Source organism: Shewanella sp. c952 (genome assembly GCF_019654975.1).
Classification (GTDB): domain Bacteria; phylum Pseudomonadota; class Gammaproteobacteria; order Enterobacterales; family Shewanellaceae; genus Shewanella.
Genome location: NZ_BPEW01000024.1, coordinates 17,103 through 38,606 on the forward strand (window position 1 = coordinate 17,103; position 21,504 = coordinate 38,606).

At 43.0% G+C, this 21,504-nt stretch carries 19 protein-coding genes; 9 read left to right on the forward strand and 10 right to left on the reverse strand.

All coding sequences use genetic code 11. The features are described 5' to 3' along the window. Window positions 1–813 precede the first annotated feature (813 nt). From K5R16_RS15340 to K5R16_RS15350, 3 genes are all read left to right on the forward strand, one after another. Complete coding sequence (locus K5R16_RS15340) at window positions 814–2,535, forward strand: hypothetical protein (protein ID WP_220738434.1); 1,722 nt, start codon at window positions 814–816, stop codon at window positions 2,533–2,535. A gap of 88 nt (window positions 2,536–2,623) precedes the next feature. Next, window positions 2,624–3,037: a DUF3010 family protein gene (locus K5R16_RS15345; protein WP_220738435.1), complete on the forward strand. Its 414-nt coding sequence runs from the start codon at window positions 2,624–2,626 to the stop codon at window positions 3,035–3,037. Window positions 3,038–3,142: 105 nt separating this feature from the next. Then, complete coding sequence (locus K5R16_RS15350) at window positions 3,143–3,712, forward strand: redoxin domain-containing protein (protein WP_220738436.1); 570 nt, start codon at window positions 3,143–3,145, stop codon at window positions 3,710–3,712. Between the two features lie 85 nt (window positions 3,713–3,797). On the opposite strand, the gene rpiA is transcribed toward K5R16_RS15350, so the two are convergent. Next, on the reverse strand, window positions 3,798–4,454 hold the full coding sequence (gene rpiA, locus K5R16_RS15355; RefSeq protein WP_220738437.1) for a ribose-5-phosphate isomerase RpiA: 657 nt from the start codon (window positions 4,452–4,454) through the stop codon (window positions 3,798–3,800). Window positions 4,455–4,706: 252 nt separating this feature from the next. Here rpiA and K5R16_RS15360 point away from each other — a divergent pair, with 252 nt between their 5' ends. The 4 genes from K5R16_RS15360 (at window position 4,707) to K5R16_RS15375 (ending at window position 10,187) form a co-directional block, all read left to right on the forward strand. Continuing rightward, entirely contained in the window at window positions 4,707–5,651 is a 945-nt protein-coding gene (locus tag K5R16_RS15360) for a DUF808 domain-containing protein (protein ID WP_220738438.1), read from the forward strand. 19 nt (window positions 5,652–5,670) lie between these two features. Next, complete coding sequence (locus K5R16_RS15365) at window positions 5,671–6,759, forward strand: endonuclease/exonuclease/phosphatase family protein (protein WP_259649899.1); 1,089 nt, start codon at window positions 5,671–5,673, stop codon at window positions 6,757–6,759. A gap of 398 nt (window positions 6,760–7,157) precedes the next feature. Beyond that, entirely contained in the window at window positions 7,158–8,924 is a 1,767-nt protein-coding gene (locus tag K5R16_RS15370) for an alkaline phosphatase (protein ID WP_220738439.1), read from the forward strand. A 702-nt stretch (window positions 8,925–9,626) separates the two neighbouring features. Further along, entirely contained in the window at window positions 9,627–10,187 is a 561-nt protein-coding gene (locus K5R16_RS15375; RefSeq protein WP_220738440.1) for a phosphoribosyltransferase, read from the forward strand. A gap of 79 nt (window positions 10,188–10,266) precedes the next feature. On the opposite strand, the gene pepN is transcribed toward K5R16_RS15375, so the two are convergent. The 4 genes from pepN to K5R16_RS15395 form a co-directional block, all read right to left on the reverse strand. Continuing rightward, window positions 10,267–12,903, reverse strand: coding sequence for an aminopeptidase N (gene pepN / locus K5R16_RS15380; RefSeq protein WP_374758400.1), 2,637 nt, complete (start codon window positions 12,901–12,903; stop codon window positions 10,267–10,269). Window positions 12,904–13,035: 132 nt separating this feature from the next. Continuing rightward, entirely contained in the window at window positions 13,036–13,629 is a 594-nt protein-coding gene (gene lpoB / locus K5R16_RS15385; protein ID WP_020911061.1) for a penicillin-binding protein activator LpoB, read from the reverse strand. 23 nt (window positions 13,630–13,652) lie between these two features. Beyond that, complete coding sequence (locus K5R16_RS15390; RefSeq protein ID WP_220738441.1) at window positions 13,653–15,020, reverse strand: COG3014 family protein; 1,368 nt, start codon at window positions 15,018–15,020, stop codon at window positions 13,653–13,655. Between the two features lie 262 nt (window positions 15,021–15,282). Continuing rightward, on the reverse strand, window positions 15,283–15,495 hold the full coding sequence (locus K5R16_RS15395; RefSeq protein ID WP_220738442.1) for a SlyX family protein: 213 nt from the start codon (window positions 15,493–15,495) through the stop codon (window positions 15,283–15,285). Window positions 15,496–15,947: 452 nt separating this feature from the next. Between K5R16_RS15395 and fkpA the strand changes: the two genes are divergently transcribed. Next, window positions 15,948–16,721 carry an FKBP-type peptidyl-prolyl cis-trans isomerase gene (gene fkpA, locus K5R16_RS15400; RefSeq protein ID WP_220738443.1) on the forward strand — a complete coding sequence of 258 codons (774 nt, stop codon included), beginning with the start codon at window positions 15,948–15,950 and terminating at the stop codon, window positions 16,719–16,721. 331 nt (window positions 16,722–17,052) lie between these two features. On the opposite strand, the gene K5R16_RS15405 is transcribed toward fkpA, so the two are convergent. After that, window positions 17,053–17,607, reverse strand: coding sequence for a DUF4136 domain-containing protein (locus tag K5R16_RS15405; RefSeq protein ID WP_220738444.1), 555 nt, complete (start codon window positions 17,605–17,607; stop codon window positions 17,053–17,055). 177 nt (window positions 17,608–17,784) lie between these two features. On the opposite strand from K5R16_RS15405, the gene K5R16_RS15410 reads away from it, so the two are divergent. Next, the gene (locus K5R16_RS15410) at window positions 17,785–18,090 is read left to right on the forward strand and encodes a DUF1289 domain-containing protein (protein WP_220738445.1); all 306 of its coding nucleotides are present in this window, start codon (window positions 17,785–17,787) and stop codon (window positions 18,088–18,090) included. A gap of 28 nt (window positions 18,091–18,118) precedes the next feature. Here the strand turns inward: K5R16_RS15410 and K5R16_RS15415 are convergent, their stop codons facing one another. Genes K5R16_RS15415 through K5R16_RS15430 form a run of 4 tightly spaced genes read right to left on the reverse strand, consistent with a single transcriptional unit; the run spans window position 18,119 to window position 21,413 of the window. Beyond that, on the reverse strand, window positions 18,119–19,378 hold the full coding sequence (locus K5R16_RS15415; RefSeq protein WP_220738446.1) for an ATP-binding protein: 1,260 nt from the start codon (window positions 19,376–19,378) through the stop codon (window positions 18,119–18,121). A gap of 18 nt (window positions 19,379–19,396) precedes the next feature. Continuing rightward, window positions 19,397–20,110: a response regulator gene (locus K5R16_RS15420; protein WP_020911068.1), complete on the reverse strand. Its 714-nt coding sequence runs from the start codon at window positions 20,108–20,110 to the stop codon at window positions 19,397–19,399. Beyond that, window positions 20,110–20,478: a DUF3019 domain-containing protein gene (locus K5R16_RS15425; protein WP_259649900.1), complete on the reverse strand. Its 369-nt coding sequence runs from the start codon at window positions 20,476–20,478 to the stop codon at window positions 20,110–20,112. Before K5R16_RS15425 ends, K5R16_RS15420 begins: the two co-directional genes overlap by 1 nt. 56 nt (window positions 20,479–20,534) lie before the next feature. Next, a complete protein-coding gene (locus K5R16_RS15430) occupies window positions 20,535–21,413 on the reverse strand; it encodes a MipA/OmpV family protein (protein ID WP_220738447.1) in 879 nt (292 codons plus the stop codon). Between the last annotated feature and the right edge of the window lie 91 nt (window positions 21,414–21,504).

Genomic DNA, 21,504 nt, shown 5'->3' on the forward strand with positions numbered 1-21,504 from the left:
ATATTCTCCTATTTGAACATTCATCTAAATGTCGCAGACGGAGCCGTCAGTAACCCAACAAACCAAGCTCAGTTAGCGCAAATTCAGCGCTTTAATTGAGTGCTTAGATTGGCTTGCTAGCGCCTGCTTATCCGAAGCGAGTTATCCCCCAGATAGTCTGATGTGGCTATCTGGGGCTTATCCTTTCCCTAGTCACCTTTTTCAACAAATCCTTTAATCAAAGACCCTCGTCGAAATCATAGTGTGTAGCGATAACACGACTCATTGCGCTAACGATTAATACCAATTGCATTAAGTATTTGACCCGTTCATAGCCCTTCAGTCTTTTCAATTCAAAGCGCATTGGTAAGGAAATGGTTATTCCCTTTTAAGTCAATGCAAAGCAGAAGTGGAAAGACTGAGGGGGTCACGTAGTGCGGCTGAGGTAAAAAAATGGCAAAATGCTGTATGCTTCGTTATGGGATTTGGATGTACGACTAAATGGATTTAGGAGGTTGAGCGAAGCAGGATGCCAGAGCCGAGAATAACTATTAGCTCAAATCCCACTGCTTGCCTGCAGCGTTTTGAATTCCCGCTGAATGGTCAAACTTTTAATACAATTGGTATGTAAACGCGGAGTGAGTTTGGTCGAAGTCAGCTGTAAATTAGTATTGAATCAAACGGCTAGTAGATAGAATTCGCCGTGTAATGCTGTACTATAAACCAAGAATTTTATTCGACTGTCGTTGCTTGATGATTTTTGCGCGATGGTGACAAGATAGAACAATCGCATAAAAGATGTGGATTGATGGAATTATTAAATGGAGTTTTTAAATGAATAAGATGTTAGTTGCTGCGTTAGTAGCTGTGGGTGCGGGTGGATATTGGTACAGTCAACAAGCTGCTGATGTCTCCGCGAGTGATAACGCAGTTATGGCATATATTCCAGCTGACACGCCGCTATTTTCGGCGCAGTTACAGCCTTTCCCGATTAAGTCTTATATCAACTCCTTATCTGATGCTTATAAGCAATCTGGCGCTAACTCCTTGGGCGAGTGGGAAGCAGAAGAAGATCCTAGAGCGAAGTTTTTCCTTAGTTTAACCAAGTCCTATTTAGCCGCAATGCAAGATGGCGAAACGTTTATTAGTACTTTTGGCTTAGCTGAAAATATTCGTAGCTACTTTTACACCTTAGGTGCATTACCAGTACTTAAAATAGAAGTGGCCAATGCTGATGCGATATGGGCGCTACTGGATAAAGCAGAAGGCGAAAGCGGTTTAGCTCATGTAGCAGGGCAACTGAAAGGGGTTAACTATCGCAGTTATCCGCTGACAGAAGCGGCAGATGAGGAACAGATTAACTTGGTGGTTGCAGTTAACAACTCTATGTTAACCATGACCATAGATACCTCGTTTAGTGAAGCGGCTTTGCTTGAAACGGCACTTGGAGTCACGCCAGTTGAGCGCTCTATTGTTGATGCAAAGATTATTGAAGATATCATAGCAAAGCATGGATTCACCGATGAGGGTATTAGCTATATCAATCATCAAGAAATTATCACAGCGCTCACCAGTACCGATGGTAATCAACTGGCTCGCCAACTGACAAAGTTATTTGCGATGGCAGATGAAGATCCGTTTGCAGAACTTCGATCTGCCACCTGTAGCCAAGAGTTATCATCCATTGCAACTAATTGGCCACGCACTGTAGCGGGTTATGACGAACTCGCAATCACTGATAGCGAAAGCTCGCTAAGCTACAGAATGGTTTTCGAAAGCAACAACCAAGTAATGCTTGATGCCTATCAAAAGATGCGCGGTTATATTCCTGCCTATGTGCAAGATATCGATAACAGTGTATTTAGCTTTGGGTTGGGGATTGACGTTAACCAAATGGTGCCTTCATTACAGGGTATTTGGGATGAGATGCTAACCCCACAATACCAATGTGCGCCACTGCAAGAGATGCAAGTACAGATGAGTCAACAAAGCCCTGCAATGCTTGGCATGATGACGGGGATGGCTAATGGCGTTAAAGGCGTAGGTCTGTCGATTATTGATTATAAAATTAGTGAAGATGTTGATGCTCCAGAGATTGAAAGCTTAGATGCGGTTGTGACACTGTCGGCTGATAACCCAGCGATGTTATTTAATATGGTTAAACCATTTGCCCCTGAATTGGCTGATATTCAATTGCCAACAGACGGCAGTGCTGTGGTACTAAACGATGTACTACCTATGCCACCAGAGATGAATATTACCGCTAAAATGGCCGTTAAAGGCAATCATTTGGTGTTGTACTTTGGTGATAAAGGCGAAGCTGTTGCCGATAAACTGACAAGTGAAACCGTAGCAAATAATGGCTTACTGGCAATGTCTGTGGATTATATGAAGATGTTTGCGCCATTGTTGACCTTTATTGAGCTAACCGGCGAGCCTGTTCCTGAAGAGTTTAAGTCGATGAAAGATTATGATATGCGCGTCAAAGTTGCGCTTGATGTGGATGACAAAGGCATCATTATCGATTCATCGGTGAACTCAAGAGCGACTAAGTAAAATTTAATATCCCGAGAAAGTATGTCGACAAATGCCAGTTCTTGATAGCTGGCATTTTTATTTTTAGAGCGAGCTTAGGAGAGAAAAAGTGATTATTGCAGGGCTTTTCTTAAAAGCGAACGAAGCTAGAATCGTGACCCTAACAGGGGAGCGTGCTAGTCATAGCTTAATCGCCCCCAAAGTAACAAAATTTAGTTTGCTTAAAAACCCAACCCAAGCTGATGTTGTCGTCTTTATCGAACAAGTAAATACACATATCACCAGCAATGGTATTGATAAAGTTGTACTGAACCGGCGCGCAACAACAGGACAGGGTGCAGGTGGAGCTGGCACATTTTTAATGGAAGGTGCGATGCTTGCAAGTTGTAATGCACAGATTGAGTTCATTCACCCTGCGACATTACGCGCATCCGACAAAAAGCACAGCGAATTGAAATCATGTCGACCAAAGACTGTAGATTTAGGCAAGGCTTACGATTTAGCATTTGAGTGCTTATCTTAAAATAGCTCTCGACTGTAGGTGATCTTTTTAGTTTGTAATGCGTATCTTTATGGGTATAAGTGCTATAACAATTAAAGGCGACACAGGGAATATTAGGTGAAAACTATGATCAAACAATTATCAAAGATACTTTTAGCCGCAGCGCTAGTACTGCCGCTGTCGGCAGCAGCAACCGATTTAAAGGTTGGTGATACCGCACCAAATTTCAAGTTACAAGCAACTGACGGGCACTTTTATCAGCTAAGCGATTACAAAGGCAAGCAAACTTTGGTACTGGCTTGGTACCCAATGGCTAACACCCATGGCTGTACGCTTGAATGTAAATCTCTGGTTCAAAAAGGTCATCTCATTCGTGAGTACAATGCGGTCTATATGATGGCCAGTGTTGATGAGCTAGAAGATAACCAAGCATTTGCTAAAGAGCAAAAAGCGGACTTCCCCATGTTAAGCGATCCAACTAAAGAAACAGCTAAAGCTTATGATGTGCTTAATTTTGTACGGGTAGCGAGTCGGGTTACTTTTTACATTGGCGAAGACGGGAAAATATTAAAGATAGATGACGACATTAATGCTGAAAGCGCAGCTGAAGATATCGCTGCAACCTTAAAGGCATTGAATATCGACAAGGCTGAAGATGAGCTTGAAAATAATAGCGAGACAGCGCAAGTCGAATAATCTTTTTGATTAGCTAAAAACAAAAAAGCCACAGGCCTGAAAGTCTGTGGCTTTTTTACGGTAGCTCATATTGAGCTAGCGCTAATTATTTTACTGTTTTAACGCCTTCTGGCGTACCCACTAGCAGCACATCAGCGCCGCGCATGGCAAATAAACCATTAGTGACCACACCGACAATAGCGTTGATCTGCTCTTCAAGCTCTTTTGGGTTCATGATTTTCATGTTGTAGACATCTAAGATGATATTACCGTTGTCTGTCACTACGCCTTCACGGTATACAGGATCGCCGCCAAGTTTAACTAGCTGACGCGCTACGTATGAACGCGCCATTGGAATAACTTCAACAGGCAGTGGGAACTCACCGAGAATGTCGACCTGCTTAGTGTTATCAACGATACAGATAAACTTATCAGCAACAGCAGCGACAATTTTTTCGCGAGTTAGCGCAGCACCGCCGCCTTTGATCATATCCATGTGGCCGTTAATTTCGTCAGCGCCATCAACATAAACTGACAGGTCATCAACACTGTTAAGATCATATACTGGAATACCAAGAGCTTTCATTTTCTCGGTAGAAGCTTCAGAGCTTGATACGGCGCCGTCAATATCTGCTTTCATGGTCGCAAGGGCATCAATAAAGTGATTGACCGTTGAGCCTGTTCCCACACCAACAATGCTATCTTTTTCAACATATTGTAGTGCAGCCCATCCTGCGGCTTTTTTCATTTCATCTTGAGTCATAACGAAATCCTTTTTAAAGGCGAAAATTAAAAATATGGCGTTAGTATACGCTTTAAACGGCTAAAGCGTGTCTGAAATTTGTGTTTAAAGTGACAAGCTTGGCATATCATGATTAGCTTGGCTTAAAGCGATAACTAGGGTTGATTACTTTAGTTCAGTGTTAGCACGCTCAAGTAATTTTTTAGATGGAATTTTTGCACTGTTACAGACTTTAAAATGTGCTGACAGTGCTAGTGAATTAAAGGAGTCACTATGGCAGGGGCAAGCCTATTAACCTTGTTAGATGATATAGCCACCATTTTGGATGATGTGGCGGCGATGAGTAAAATTGCTGCGCGTAAAACCGCTGGTGTGTTAGGGGATGATTTAGCACTGAATGCCCAGCAAGTTACTGGTGTTTCAGCAGATAGAGAACTGCCCGTTGTCTGGGCTGTGGCAGTGGGTTCATTTAAAAACAAGTGCATATTAGTTCCGGCAGCTATGTTGATTAGCGCATTTATTCCTTGGGCGGTAACGCCCTTGCTGATGTTTGGCGGCTTATTCCTTTGCTATGAAGGCTTCGAGAAGATTTACCATAGTTACCAAATAAAACAGCAAGGCCAAGCAGCCGCAGAAGCCTTACCCGAAGAGGTGATTGGCGATCTTAAAGAGTATGAGCAGAGAAAAGTAAAAGGTGCCATTAGAACTGACTTTGTACTCTCTGCTGAGATCATAGCCATCACGCTCGGTATTGTGGCCGATAAAAGCTTAACCACGCAGTTTTTCACCTTAAGCGTGATTGCTATCGTCATGACCATTGGTGTATATGGTCTGGTGGCGGGGATTGTGAAAATTGACGATGCAGGCTTGTATTTAAGTCAGCGTCAGGGCGAAAGCATAGCTGCCCGTTTCAAGCGTCGATTTGGTTTCATGTTACTCAACTCTGCGCCCTACTTAATGAAAACCTTATCTGTAGTCGGCACCATCGCCATGTTTATGGTTGGCGGTGGGATCTTAACTCATGGTCTGCACTGGGTTAGCGAACGCATAGGCCAAGCTGCTGTTTATATTGAAAGCGTATCAGTTGTTGGCCCTGTATTATCATTTGTTACACCGAGTATTTTAAACTCTGTTTTTGGCGTTATTGCTGGGGCATTGGCAGTGATAATGATGCAACTATTTCTCAAGCTAAAAGGTGATAAGCCTGCCAGCCATTAAACCCAGTCGGGAGCATTCGTTGGACAATAATGCACAGCAAAATGAAACAACAACTTTTAAAGCTAAAGTGGCGAGTTTCAACTTGTTCAATTATATCGAACCGCCGCTTGCTTACTATGATTTTGAGAATATCTATAGTGGTGAACAGTGGGCTAAGAAACAGCTTTGGTTAGCCAACTTCCTTGCTGAGAATCAGCCTGATATTATTGGCTTTCAAGAAGTTTTCTCTGCAGAGGCTTTAGCGATACAGGCTCGCCAAGCCGGGCTTGAGCATTTTGCTGTCGTTGATGAACCGAGTATTGTTGATGATTTTATCTGCCGTGATCCTGTGGTTGCTATCGCTTCTAAATTTGCCTTTGAAGAGGTGCAGGCAATTGATGTTGATAGCGATTACGCCAAAGCATTGGGGTTAGAAGAGTCATTTAAATACAGTCGTATGCCTCTTAGGGTCACCGTTGTGTTGCCAGACATTGGCCACTGCGATATCTATGTCGTTCACCTTAAATCTAAAAGAGCATCATTAGATGAATTGCCGCCAGCGCAAAGCCTGACTGCAAAAAATAGTGGAAAAGCGAACTTTGGTGAGTTACTTGGACGTAATGTTCTTGGCCAATGGGCATCAGGTATTCAAAGGGGCACTGAAGCGACGTTGTTATTTCATACTATGATGCAGCGGCGAATTGAAACCCAGAATGCGATGATATTATTGGGGGACTTTAATGACTCTTTGAATCATCAACCGCTGTCTTTGTTATTGACGCAAGAGTTACGATTCGAAAGAGAGGGCAGTGGGGAATTAGCAAGCTATCCTCTATCTGATGCTTATCAGCTGTATCGCCAGCGAGAGGCAGAAGTGAATGCTGAAAATATTTTAAATGAAAATTCGATAGCTTCTCAAAGGCAAGCTACCCATTATTATGGCGCTCAAGGAAACGTACTCGATTATATTTTATTGTCTCAAGATTTTAACCCCCATTTTCATACCAGCACCGCAGAAGTTACCGATTACCAGACTGAAGATCGCCATCTGATTAACCCTCAGTATGAACGGGATAGTCATAGTACCGATCATGCGCCTGTGCTGTGCACAATCCGTTCTCGGCGATAACCTTATAGTGTTATCAAGTGCTATCTAGTGCTATCTAGTGTTATCTAGTGTTATCAAGTGTTATCAAGTGTTATCAAGTGTTATCAAGTGTTATCCGTTTCAGTACGGAATTCCTTTACTCAATGATGCTATTGATTGTTCTAATTCCTTTTAATGGAATCACAAGAAATACTGCACTGGTTTGTATGGTATTTCTGCACTCTATAGAGTTTATTTTTCTTAGGGGGATTTGCTAATCTAAAAATCGTTTTATTGAGTTTAACATTCCTTTCTTAGCCTGAGTTAACAAATGCTTTACCTAATTGTCACGAATGTGTAATAGTTGCTGATTACCATCCAGACTCATTAGACCTCGTACCACTAAAGCAAAACAAAATAAAATTAAGGGAATAATAATAATGAAACGACCTTTCTCTCGAAGAGATTTTCTTGCTATGTCTGCCAAAGGCGTAGGCGCAGCAGTAGTATCATACGGCCTGATGGGCTGCAGCAGCGATGATGACGAAGACGTTATAGCAGCGGAATTTTTACACGGTGTAGCCAGTGGTGACCCAAGCCATGATGCGATTATTTTGTGGAGTCGTGTGTCACCGATGTCCGCTGGTGATGTCAAAGTATCCTGGGAAGTTGCCACCGATAGTACTTTTAGTCAGGTGATTACTAATGGTGAGATGGTCACCAATAGTGATCGAGATTACACGGTAAAAATTGATGCGACTGGGCTAGAAGCTGGAACTCAATATTTCTATCGTTTTAAGGCTGGTAGCAATATGTCTCCCCCTGGTATGGCTAAAACCTTACCTCAGGGCGCGCTCGCGCAAGCAAAATTCGCCGTTCTGTCATGTGCTAACTTCCCCGCTGGCTACTTTAATGTCTATGAGATGGCATCGAGAATGGATGATTTGGATGCAGTTATTCATCTCGGTGACTATATCTACGAATATGCTCGTGGCGAATATGCCAGTGAGCGTGCGGCGGAGCTTGGGCGTGAAGTATTACCTGAAGGCGAGCTATTTAGCTTAGCTGATTACCGAACTCGCTACGGGCAATACCGCAGTGATTTGAGTTTACAGAAACTACATGCCAAAACCGCCTTTATTACCGTTTGGGATGATCATGAAGTAGCTAATGATAGCTGGCGTGAAGGGGCTGAGAATCACAACGACAATGAAGGTGATTTTGATACGCGTAAAGAGGGCGCGTTGCAGGCTTATTTCGAGTGGTTACCTATTCGTCCGTGGCGAGAAGGGAATCACGAAGAGATCTACCGCAGCTTCCAATTTGGTGATCTTGTCGACCTGCACATGTTAGATACAAGACTACTAGGTAGAGATAAACCGCTTGAATACCCAGACTATATGGATCCTGCTACGGGGGGACTAGATAGTGCGCGCTTTATGGCTGATGTTACCGACACCAATAGAACTATGCTTGGGCAAGAACAGCAAACGTGGTTACAGTCGACGCTATTGACCTCAACCGCTAAATGGCAAGTGCTTGGGCAACAAGTTCTTATGGGGCAGATGATGCTTCCTGCTGCGATAGCAACACAGCAATTGTCTATTCCTGAGTTTGGTCAATTAGCCGCGCTGGCAGGTTTTGCTGCCAGAGCGCAAGCGGGCGATCCGACGTTGACCGCTGATGAGCTTAAATATCTGCAGTTTTATGGCGATAAGCTAACCCCTGAAGCAATGGCTCTGTTGCAACTGCCTTCTATTCCTTACAACTTAGATGCTTGGGATGGATATGCCTATGAGCGTGAAGTTATTTTGGCAACCGCAAAGTCATTGGCTAAAAACCTTGTCGTGATAGCGGGTGATACTCATAACGCTTGGGCCAATGAACTCAAAGATGCGGTTGGCGATGCAGTTGGGGTAGAGTTTGCAACAAGTTCAGTATCATCACCAGGGCTTGAGTATTACTTAGGAATCGATGCTAAAGATATACCCGCGACAGAAGAGGCTATTCTAGGGCTTGTAGATAGCCTTAAATACGCTAATTTGATGAACCGCGGTATGTTGACGTTAACCTTCACACACGATGAGGTTCGCAGTGATTGGCGCTATGTTGATACCATTATGACTCGTGGATTTGTGGAAGATATAGCGCGTAATCATTCACTCGTCACTAAAGCGGGCACACCTAGCTTAGAAGAGTTGAGTTAGGTAAAAGTGTCTTAAAAAACAGTATAGATATTTAATAAACGGCTGCCATCTGGTGGCCGTTTTTTTGGGTAAATGTTCACGGTAACGGCTCTAGCGTAAAGGGTGAAGTGACCTCGTTATGCTGCAATGAACGCTATCACCAGAAGAGCATGTGACTCACCGCTATAACTAGGGGCTGTTTATCTTTTGAGCTTGATTTTTGTTCAATTTTTTACCGTAAGGCTTAAGCGATGATGTTTAGCGAGCTAAGTGAAAAGCGCGTACGGATTCTAGTCATAAAAGAATAAAAGCATTGAAACGAACCCGAAGGGCCGCGCTTCTTGGCTACTTTTACTGTGTTACAGCTTATTTGTGGAGAATGACTAAACCGCATAATCTCTGCCTTGTTAAAATAGCCAATAAACTGCGGCAAAAATAACCATCAAAGATCAACTGCCCTTAATATAAATCTATTTTATCGTGGCAATGTTTAGAGTACTTATTCAATTTGATTGGCATAAGCCACAACTTTGCGCCATTTTTGCAGCATTAGTACGGTTTTTAGTATAAAATTCGCCTCCAAAATCGGGTGGGTGCCTACACTTTAAACAGTTGCGCTAGGACTACGCTAGCGAGAGCCTATTTCAGAGCTTGGAATAGTGGCTAATAACTGCATTTTTGAGACCCAAAATAAGATAACTATACCAAGATGGGGACGGTCAGATGTCAGATAAACGCTTTATCACGGCGCAAGAATTACTAGAAGATTCTTTTCGCTTAGCAGCACAGGTTTATGAAAGTGGATTTCGTCCACAATTTATTGTGGGTATATGGCGTGGTGGTGCGCCTATTGGGATCGCTGTGCAAGAGTTTTTTGACTTTAAAAAAGTAGAAACTGACCACATTGCCGTTCGTACTTCTTCTTACTATGGTATTAACCAGCAGAGCAAGCAGATTAAAGTACATGGCTTACATTATATCGTTGAGAATGCTAACGCAGACGATGGCTTATTGATTGTTGATGACGTGTTTGATTCAGGTCGCAGTGTTCACGCGCTTAAAGATAAGTTAAGTGACTTAATGCGTTTGAACATGCCAAAAGATGTACGTATCGCTTGCCCATACTACAAGCCTAAAAACACTGCTGTACCGCTAACACCTGATTACTTTATTCACGAGTCTGAAGAGTGGTTGGTGTTCCCCCATGAAGTAGCAGGACTTTCAGCAGAAGAACTTGCTGAAGGGAAAGGCGATTTGAAAAATATTAAAGACTTATTCGTTTAATTGATAAACTGAATAAGAAAGCCACCGTTAAGGTGGCTTTTTGTTATCTAGGGATGCTTTATAGCGAGGCTATAGCTTATCAGTGACTCATCTTTGATTTTATCAGTAAACATTTCTGCTCCTGCCCAATAGCCTCTTTTAGCGCTCTATCGGTTCCATCAGTGAGCTGAGTGTTGCTTTGCAGATTTTGCAATGCACTCTCATTAGCGTAGCTACAGTTTGTTGGGATGAGGTATTTGGCATAACTGCGCATAAATATCGGTCCTTTCTCACTGTCGAGCTTAGCTAGTGTTGCTAAACGTTGCTCTGTCGTAACCGCGCTTAGTGCTTTTTGTTCACTAGGGTAAAGGTTTTCAATGATGCTACGCTGCTTAGAAAAAGGCAGGTTGGTTTGCTGTTGGATGCGGGTCAACCACTGACGCTTTTTCAGCGCATCAGGTCGAGACACTTCGGCTGCAAGAGCTGATTTTTGTCCTGCATCACTGCTGTCTACATCGCGCTCTTTTCGCAACCAATACATGGCACTTGGATGATCGTAGCGATTTAAATGCGCTATCATCAACCAACGAAGATCTTGATCCAGCACTAAGCCCTTAATGCTGGCTTTATCGCTGAGTAGCGCATCGATATGATTGAGTGCATCTTTACTGCGTGCAAAACTGACATAGTTTTCAAACCAGCGACGCTGAAAGTCTCTGCTATCGCTTTTTATCATCACTTTTCGCAGGCTCATCTGTTCAATGGCTCTAACGGCTTGTTTGGCAAAACGTTGATTGCTCGGATCCATCTTGTCGAGATAAACCCGAGTTTTAGATAAACTCTTCAGCACTTGTCCTACAATGGTTTGGTCTGCTTCTCCCGGTAAATTGATCAGCACGGCACCGATATAATCGTTCAGTGAGAGGTTGCCGTCTTCAACGCTATCCCACAAGCTTTGCCAAAGCATCGAACGTAGCAATGGATCTTTTACAAGACGCAAATTTTGTTTTGCGGTCTTGAAAGATACGGGATCAAGATTGACCTTTACGAAACCCCAATCTTGATAGTTAGGGTAGACAAGGTCAGGGCAGTGTAAGCCAATTAAACGAGTGACCTTAGTTGTGGCACCTTTATAGGTCACTGGCATACTAATATTATGATGTAGACGATTACGCCCTTGAGTAAACAAGCCTATTTGGACCCGTTGTTCACGCAAGGTCGATAGAGTACTGCTAGGGGCTGACTGCGTCAGGTTAAACTGTGTAATGCGGCCATTTTCACAGCTGAAATCGGCTTTAATGCTATTCCCCCCAGATTCATAAAGCCATTGTTGACTCCAAGTGGTGAGATTTTTCTTGGCTGCATTGCCTAGACTTTTAATAAAATCATTGAGTTCGGCATTTTGGTAGCTGTATTGCAACAGGTAATCTTGTACACCTTTCTGAAAAGCTTTCTCGCCTAACAGATGGTTTAGTTGGTTTAGTGTTGAGGCACCTTTTGAGTAGGTGATCGCATCTATATTATCAAAAGCGTTTTGCGAACTAGCGACGGGAACCTCGATAGGGTGGGTGCTAGCTTGGCTATCTAAGTGATAAGCACTTTGCTTGTTATTGGCGTAAAAGGTACGCCATGCATGGCTAAATTCAGTGGCTTCTGCAGTAGCTAAAGTCCCCATAAATGATGCGAAGCTTTCATTGAGCCATAGGCCGTTCCACCACTTCATAGTGACTAAGTTGCCAAACCATTGATGAGCCATTTCATGCATAATGACACTGGCTAAACGCTGTTTCTGCGCGGCAGTCATTTCGCTATTAAACAGAAAACGACTTTCGCTGAAGGTAATTGCTGCAGCATTTTCCATGGCGCCATAGAGGAAGTCTGGTACCAACACTTGATCGTATTTTTTAAACGGGTAGGCAATGCCGAAATAGTCGTCGAAAAACTCAAGCCCTTGTTGAGTATAAGTAAACCAGTCTTGGGGTGTGACTTGCTCTGCGACAGATTGACGCGCAAATAAGCGTAGTGGATAGGGGCCGCTGTCATCGGTCCACTGATGGTAAGGGCCTGCATGCATCGAGAAGTTATAAGGACTCAACTTAGGAGATTGTGGGAATTGCCATTGGCGAGTATCACCAAGCTCTGTAATTGAAGACTCACGCATGGCACTAATGACTGTCCACTCTTTGGGCGCGATGACCGATAAGGTAAAGTTAGCTTTTAGATCTGGTTGGTCAAAAACGGCAAACATTTGCTGCGCTGCAGCAGGTTCAAAATGAGAATATAGATAAACCTTGCCATCGACTGGATCGACAAAGCGATGCAAACCTTCGCCGTTGGTGCTGTGTTCGCGACTAAATTGCACTTCAACGGTGTTGTTACCAGTACTCAATAAGCCTGGATTTAAAGTGATATAACTGCCGTTATAGTTTGGGTACACCTTTTTACCATTAATACTAAAATGGCTAATGGTAGCTTGGTTAAGATCGAGTGTGAGCGCTTTGCTGGTGTCACTTAGGTTGAAGTTAACAATCGTAGTTGCTGAAAATCGACTTTCGCCAGTTAAGCTAAAGGCCAAGTCATATTTTACATCTGTGATTCTAGCAGAGCGCTGCATGGCAGACTGTTGGCTAATGTATGGTGTGCCGTCTCGCGCTGATATTGGCTCTCGAGGTGTCGAGTTGCATGCACTTAGCATGATAGAGAGTAGAGCAACCAGTACAGTATAAAACAGCTTCAAAACAGCATCCTTTTAATAAGCGATTTGGATAAGCTGCATACGGTACCCTATTTCTGCTGTGCGCAGAAGGTTAAATAAAAAAGCCAGCGAGATGCTGGCTTTTATTACTTAGTTAGCGAGTGCTGACTTAAATTACATTCCTAAGAATGATTTAGACTTAACTTTACGGATCTCTTTTTCGTCTGACCATTCAATCAGGCCTGTTTCTAGATCCATTAAACGCATAGTCATTTTGTAGTAAACATCTTTAGTGCTGCCATCTTGTTTTACGATGCTAGATAGGTTGCCGTATAACATGTACTGTGCACCGATTTGACGACCAAAGCTTATTGCCGTTGATGGGTCAACCATGCCTGAATTGTTTTGGTAATCTAGCTGCTTACGTACAGAGTCAACTTTGGTCATATCAATAAAGCGGAATTTGCCAGAACGAAGCAGCTTGTTGCTGATTGAGTCAGTGACTGATTCAGTATCGATATGCTCAGAGGTTTTGTTTTTAATCTTATCAACAAAGATAATTGGGCGATCATTAGCGGTAATCGCTACAACTGGTGGAAAGGTCAGCATGCTATCAACCATTTTAGCTGAAATAGCTTGCAGGTCGGTAGAGCCGAAGTTTTCATTGACGGTTTCCACTTCAGTGGCATCACCGTACTCAACTTTTGACTGACACGCTGACAAGCCGATAACTGCCGCGAGAATAAAAATAACTTTTAAATGTTTCATAGTAAGTTCCATACAAGTGATTGCTAAATGATTATTGAATAAAAACGGGTGTAATTGCCAGTATCAATGACCCAAATAAGTGTGGTGCGGCCAGTTTCAACTTTAATTGTATTTGCTGCAGCATTGTCGAGCTTAACCGAATAGCTGCCAGCTTTAACATAACTTCGGGCAATTTGTGCTTGCTCAGGCAAGGTCAACCAACTGCGTCTATCGGCTTGCTCTGATATAACGTTAAAGATCTGCATAGCAATTGAGGCGTAATCAGTTTGATTATTACGACGTTTGCTATCACTTTCAACACTTCGAGCCATTTCCGACTTGGCATAAACTCGGGCTGCTTGTCTCACAAGCGCAGCCGGAAGATCCTCTTTGAGCGCGGTAATGGCCAATGAGTCTATATTGGCAATGGGCGCTGCTACAAGCACTGTCCCAAGTCCTTGTATGCGACCGGGCTTGACTGATTGCTTGGTTGGGAAGTAAGTCGCCAGCGAAGCGGTTTGCCAATTACCGTGAATGGTAAAGGGCACTGTGAGGCTTTGTTTCTCTGGTACAAACCCCCGCTCGATCATGACGATAACTTGTCCTTCATCTTTTTTCGGAACGACGGCGTCACCCCAACGCTTTTTAAATTCGTCATACTGTGGCATTGAGAGTTGCTTAGCTAATCTGACTAAGTCTCTTTGTAAGTATGGATTATTGGGTGAGATCTGTGCAGCTTTACGATAATCAATATAGGCGTCATTGGGTTCGCCTAAGATCTCATGCAGCATGCCAGTTGTATAATAACTATAGGCATTTAAAAATGAACTGGTGGTGCTGCCAGCGGCCTTGCCAAGTTTATTGACTTCAGCATCGATGGTGCCATTTGCCATTGCTTGCACAGATTTATTGGATTTTTGATAACGAGCCTGTTCAGAACTCTGCAGCTCATTACTGCGACGCACCTCGACTAATGCACCTTCTGCATCACCACTAAAGAGATAGTTAAGTGCTTGGTATTGATGCAGCATGACCCTCTCATAACCGGGGCCGCGGTAGGGGATAACATTATCATTGATGAAGATACTGCTAGCCGTTGCTCCTGCATCGCTCAGGCTGAGCTTTGCTTTATCATCAAACACTCGGTAGGCATTTGCAGCCTGCTGATAGAATGTTTTACTGCCCTCAAAGTCGCCTGCTATCTGAGCCGAACGTCCAGCCTCTTGCGCATACAACAGGCCGTCTGCGCTGGTGACTTCAGACTCAACAATTTTTGCCGCTTGTAGCGGCGTTGCTGAATTAAGCTGCGCTTTTACCGGTGCAATCTGGGACGGGTAATTGATGAATACGCTGTTAAATGCACACCCACTGAGGCTTAGCATCATAGTCGTTAGCAGCAAGATACTTTTCATGCTAACGCCTCGGTAATGTCTGCTACTAGCATTGGCTTCCTTGTGTGCTTACTTGGGAAATAGATGTGAGCGCTAAAATGCATTATAAATGATAAAAGAATTCAGACATGCAAATTTATATAAACTTACAAATTTCATCCATATACAGCTATATATACCATATCGAATCTGAACCGAAGATGAATGCAAATAAACCCCTTATCACTTAAATATAGCAAGGGTTACTGCTGAACAGAAAACTTCGCTGATTAACTTAGTGCATTTAATAATGTGGCGGTGGTGTTTCGTCAGCTTGGGTCGCCATATTGCTGGGTTCTACAGATTGAAGTTTGCTTAATAATAAACGCAGTTGCTCTTGTTGCAGTGCTACGACATCGTTTAGTTTTATGACTTGCTGGTTGAGCTCTTCGATAGTGCCATCTTGGAATGCCAACTTCATCTCTAGCTCTTCAACTCGGTGTTCTATGTTATCCACGTTAACCTCTGATGGATTGGCAAGCACTCAGTGTACTTGCTTATGATGATCTTAATTAGCGCTGGAGTATACAACGCCTAGCAATGTTTGGGGATAGCAGCGCTTGCAACTTGTTGAACAATATTGCGCAATAAGCGAAGGTTGGCAGCTAACAGTAGGCTAAAAGTAAACAAAAGCAGTTTAAGCAACGATTGTAATAAATATACGATGAACTTGCTTCGCCCTTCGTTGTCTTCTTAATGAATCTTTGTTCATACTAGTGTGTCAGTCATTCAGGCTAAAGACAGCTAGAGTATGTAATATATTAATCTGTATTGAAAAAGTGGCTTAAATCACAGCCGTGCCGCTTTTGTCCAATCAGATTGGAATAACCTATTTAACTAGTATAAAGTGGTTCGCCTAATAAAAGTAAAGGTTATAGTAACCACGTGTAGATGCTGAGGAAGCTTTAAATGAAATCTCTTTATAAATATTCACTAGTGGCTTTGGCCGTTGTTGGTCTTACTGCTTGTAATCAAGAGCAAGCAGCCGTAGCTGCTCCAGCTTCTGTAGAATTGAAAACCGAAGCGCAAAAAGAAGCCTACAGCGTTGGCGCATCAATTGGTACTTATATGGCTGGCCATATCAAGGAGCAAGAAGAGTTAGGTCTAGCAGTTGATAGAGACCTTATCGTGACCGGTTTCAGCGAAGGTCTAAACAGCGAGCTTAAGCTGACTCAAGAAGAGATGCAGACTGTATTGCAGACCCTTGATGAAAAGCTAAATGAGAAACGCCAAGCACAAGCTGCAATTCTTGCAGAAAAGAGCTTAGCGGAAAGCACTGCTTATTTGGAAACAAACAAAGCCAAAGAAGGTGTGACGACGACTGAGTCTGGTTTACAGTACGAAGTATTGACTGAAGGCACTGGTGAGAAGCCTGTTGCTGCTGACACTGTTAAAGTCCATTATGTTGGTACACTAACAGATGGTACTGAGTTCGATAGCTCAGTGGCGCGTGGCGAGCCTGCGACGTTCCCACTTAACCGTGTTATTCCTGGTTGGACTGAAGGTGTACAGCTAATGTCTGTGGGTTCTAAGTTTAAGTTCGTGATCCCTGCTAACTTAGCATATGGCGATCGTGACACTGCAACGATCCCTGCTAACTCAACGTTGGTATTTGAAGTTGAGCTATTAGATATTGAAAAAGCCGATGCTGCTGCAGAAGCAAGTGCTGCACACGCGCATTAATCTCTATTGAGATAGAAAAAAGGACGCTTAGGCGTCCTTTTTTAATGGCTGATTATACCAATCAATATAAGAAGTTGATCTACTCAGAGCGTTTTTGGCGAACTAATTCAAGGCAGGCTAATCCAAAGTGAGTAATGACATAATGGTTGTTCCCTAATAAGTTTGTTCAACGCAGAAGTAGTAAGCCAAAAACACTCCTACAGGCGAGTTTTAGCGGCTCTGATGCTGCGTTAATGAACTTGAACGTAGAATAACTATGCTCTTCATTCATTGCCTTACCTCAAAGCCGTTAAACTCTCGCTGAGCGATCAAATCTTTATACTGATTGGTATTACTGCTCTTTCTTGGGGGGAAATTGCGCCAAAATTTTACTAACTGTGGCATTGGTCTCTTGGGCTTTTTTTTCACCGCCATCATCGAAGCTGAATTTGTCGCTACCTCGCCAAATAAGCTGCTTTGTCTGTGGGTCGAGAATATCAATTTGGATGGTTTGAATTTTAGCCGTATCACTGCCTACAGGTACATCAACGCTGGTACCGATACTGCCGCCACTTGAGCTGCCCCATGAGCCGGCGCCTAGGCCAATAGAAAAACCGGAATCCTTCGGTTTATCATCAATTCTAAATCCATAAGTGACTAGAAAGTCTGCCTTATCATCTTGTTGAACAAAGCCCTGAGTTGTAAGGGCTGTTGCAATCGATTGTTGTATTCTGGCGGCGCTTAGAGGATCCGTCGTTTGTGCTGGGTTAATCTGGCTAAAACTCTTTAGCGGAGCAAAGTTATAGTTAAGATCATAATCATTTTTGGGGGGTGAGCTGCATCCAAGCTGGGCTAATAGCGGTATTGATATTGCGCAGGTGAATAGAATACGTTTTAGTTTGTTCATGCTCGAACCTCTTATTTTAGGTGGCAACGCCTTTGTCTTACTAGCCTACAACTTTGAATCACTTCGCGCGATGACTGTATTAGGTTAAAAGTTAAGTATAGTCATTTTAGTTAGATTGGCAGTGGCAATTTTGCTGATGCAATTGGTATTAATCCTTACATAGTATATGTTTAGGGTATGGAACAGTTAGAGTTTTTTGAAATCCCCAGTCCCTGTATTGGTGTTTGCCAAAGTGATGCGAGGGGATACTGTAAAGGATGTTTACGTAATCGAGACGAACGGTTTAAGTGGCTCGAGTTTTCTGATGCGCAAAAATTTGATGTTATTAGGTTATGTAAGCAGCGTAAGCGTCGCCGCCAACTTGCAATGTTAAAAGCGAGAAAGGCACAATTGGTTGAAGAAAGAGCGAAGGCAAACCCGAGTTTAGATTTTCAGGAACTGCCAGAAGAATCACTCGACTCAAAGGATTTCAAATTAGATTAATGGGTTGTCAGTTACGTCTATTGTAGTGCTATTTTTTGTGCCAAATAAGTGTGAATTGGGTGAAACCTGGCTGACTTTTTAGCGTAACTTTCCCCTGATGTCGATCCATGATCCGCTTAATAATTGCTAAACCCAATCCATGACCTTTATTGCCATTTGTACTGGTTTCACTGCGGTAAAAGGGTTCAAAAATTTTCAGCTGATCCTGCGCTAATATCCCTTCGCCATCATCAGTCACAGATAATAAAATCTGTTCTCCTTCAACACTTATTTCCACTGTTATTTTATCAACGCAAAAGCGCTGGGCGTTGGTAATTAGGTTCTGTAATGCTCGCTCAATCAAAGACGGTTCGGCCATGATTTGCGCCGCAGTTTCTGTTTCAATTAACTCTATAGGCGTTGAATGGTGTGTCTGTAAACGGCTAATAGTTTGTTTAGCAAGGCTGTTTAATTCACAACGCTCAAACTGCAGTCCCTCTCTTTGGGTTTCTAAACTCGCGTAGGTAAGCAGCTCTTGCAGTAAGTTTTCCATCTCCTTGATATCGAGCTGCATCTCATCGAGAAAATCTTGTCGGCGCTGGGGATCTGATTCCGGCAGGCAATATTGTGGGATCAATGCTAGGGCGAATTTAAGGCGGGCAAGCGGCGTTCGGATTTCATGGGACACTGCATTCGACAGGTGTTTTTGATTTTCAATCAATGCACTTATATGCGCAGCCATATCATTAAACGTGGTTGCTAGCGGTAATACTTGTGAGCGCTTAGTCAGCTTAATGCGGGTATTCCATTTGGCTTGGCCAAATTCCTTGGTTGCATTACGCAGTGTTTTCAAATCTTTAGATAGTGGCCAGACCCAGATAAGGGCGACAAAAGCTAAGGACAAATAAAAGAATATATTATAAAGACCCCTTAAGCTGGCATCAGGGTCGAGCTCTATTGGCCCCGCCATTAGGATATGCTCGCCGACCGCAATAAATTGTAGCTCATGGTTGATATCATAGGGGGTGGCGATCACGGCATCATTTTGCACCATTTGATCTTCTGAGAATGCAACTTGATCGGCATCGAGTAATGCTAGCGGGAATTTGGGATTGTTATTGATGCTTTTGAGCATCTCATGCCGCTCAGTGTGTGGCAGCTTGCTTAGCACTTGCGCTAAAGCAACTAAAGGTGCGTCTAGCGCACCTTCTTGATCGACATTCTTTTTCCAAAGACTATCGAGCGTCCAACCTATACCCAGAAAGCCTAGGCTTAACAATAGATATAAGCTTAAAAATAGACGCTTCATTTGTGGCTAACTTGAAAGTTAGTTATTCCATGCTTCCGGTGCGAATAGATATCCCTGTCCCCAAACCGTTTTAATCCTAAAAGGTGTTTCGATGTTGTCACCCAGTTTCTTTCTCAAGCGCGAAATACGCACATCTATCTTTCTATCTTTACCGTCAAAGTCGATGTTTAGCAAGTACTGATAGATATACTGGCGGCTCATGACTTGACCAGCTTGAGAAGCGAGTAACCATAATAGTTCAAACTCATGGCTGGTAAGATCAACTTCCGTCTCGCCTAAGCGAATGGCTTGAGTGTGTGGGTCGATACTTAGTTTACCAAAGCTTAAACAGTGAGATTCAACTTGAGGTGGCTTAGCTTGACGACGCAGCAAGTTATTAATTCTGGCAACTAACAGAGCTGGATCGACCGGTTTGACCACATAATCATCTGCACCTAGTTCTAGGCCTTTAATTTGGTCTTCGTTTGAACCTAATGCGCTCATCAATAAGATAGGACCAGCAAAGTAGTCTGGAAGCTTCTCACAAAGTGTTAAGCCATCCATGCCTGGCAGCATTATATCTAACAGAATAATGTCAGGTTTATAGTTGATGAGGCGGGTTAAGACTGTATCTCCGCGACGCTCGACTTCGACGTGCATTCCATGCGATTTTAAGTAGTCTACGATCAAGTTGGCCAGACGAATGTCATCTTCTACGAGTAGGACTCTATGCGTAGATTGAGAGTTGGTCATTAGAATAAACTCCATGGGTTGCGGTAGCGACGCCTAACCTGAGGCGACGAAGCTTGAGTAACTTTTAATTTTACACCCGCAAGCGTCTCGTGGGTATCTTTGTCTATCATGACAAACTGAATATCTTTGTTTGCACTGATATTTACCGCTAAAGAGTTAACGTCTGGTGAACTGTTGCACCATTTCTTTAGTTCTTTGTAATCAGAAAGGATACAAATGGGGCGGTCGTGCAACAATTCCCACCCAAGTACAACTTCAGTATTGCAGGTTTCTTCATCTGCACTGGTAATACAAATCTCGGGAGATAGGCTTAGGCTTGCTGCCAATGGCTCATCTTCATCTTCATCAGCGACAGCGTAGCCGCTCAATACTGAGCAGAAAATAAAACAGAGAAATAATTTTTTAGTTAGCGATAGCACTGATATTAAAACCTGTATGCTGCGCCTACAAAATAGGTAGTTGTGTAATCTTTCTCGACTAGAGGACTATCAACAATTGCGTCGGCAATGTCGGTATAGCGGGCAACCAGCAGTAAATTCCAATTCTCAGTTAACACATATTGTCCTGTAAATTCGATACTTTGATTCAAAGCTGACTCCGCTTGATACTTCTCGCTCCAATAAGGGCTTTCACTCGGTCTGATACCATAGTAATAGTCAACGACTTGTTCGCTCTTCCAGTCTAACACTGCAGCAAACTCAAAATTCCAACTCTCTAGCGGAATATTGTACAACCATTTTAGCTGAGCTTCTGTTCCGTTGTGCACATTAAAAAGATCATGTGCAACAGAGGCTTTAACTATACCAAACCTTGTGTAAAGAAAAGCCTCTGCTCCGCCAAGATAGGTAAAGTTTCTATTTGTTAATTCACTGGTGTCGATTTCTGGTTCGCTACTAGCGGCCATTATAGTCGGACCTTTGGTCGTTGCACGTTCGACACTATTTCCTTTTAACAGAAAAATATTAGAGGGATCCCAACGATAGAAGAAAGCGCGATCAGTACTAAAGGTGCCGACTAAATTGATTGTGTAATTCTCACCTTCAGTGAGAGTGTAACCAATATTACCGTTATCAAAAAACCATTGGTCACCGTAGTAAGCAATGGTAGGAATGGCATAAAGAGGAATATCATCAAAATCTTTAAGCGGATTAGATTTCTCACCATAGCCAAGTGCAATACCAATATCCCAACGACCCACTTCAATGCAGTCGCTGTTGTTATCGCAGCCTTCACTGCTGTTGCTAGCATGGGCTGTGGTTGTTAAGAAGCTAATGCTTAAGATTAGCGCCAATAAATAATGCATATATTGATATCGACTTATGATTACAAAATTAACAAAAGAGAATATAGAGTATCACTATTTGCTAATGGCAGCATGGGGTTAAAGTGGATTT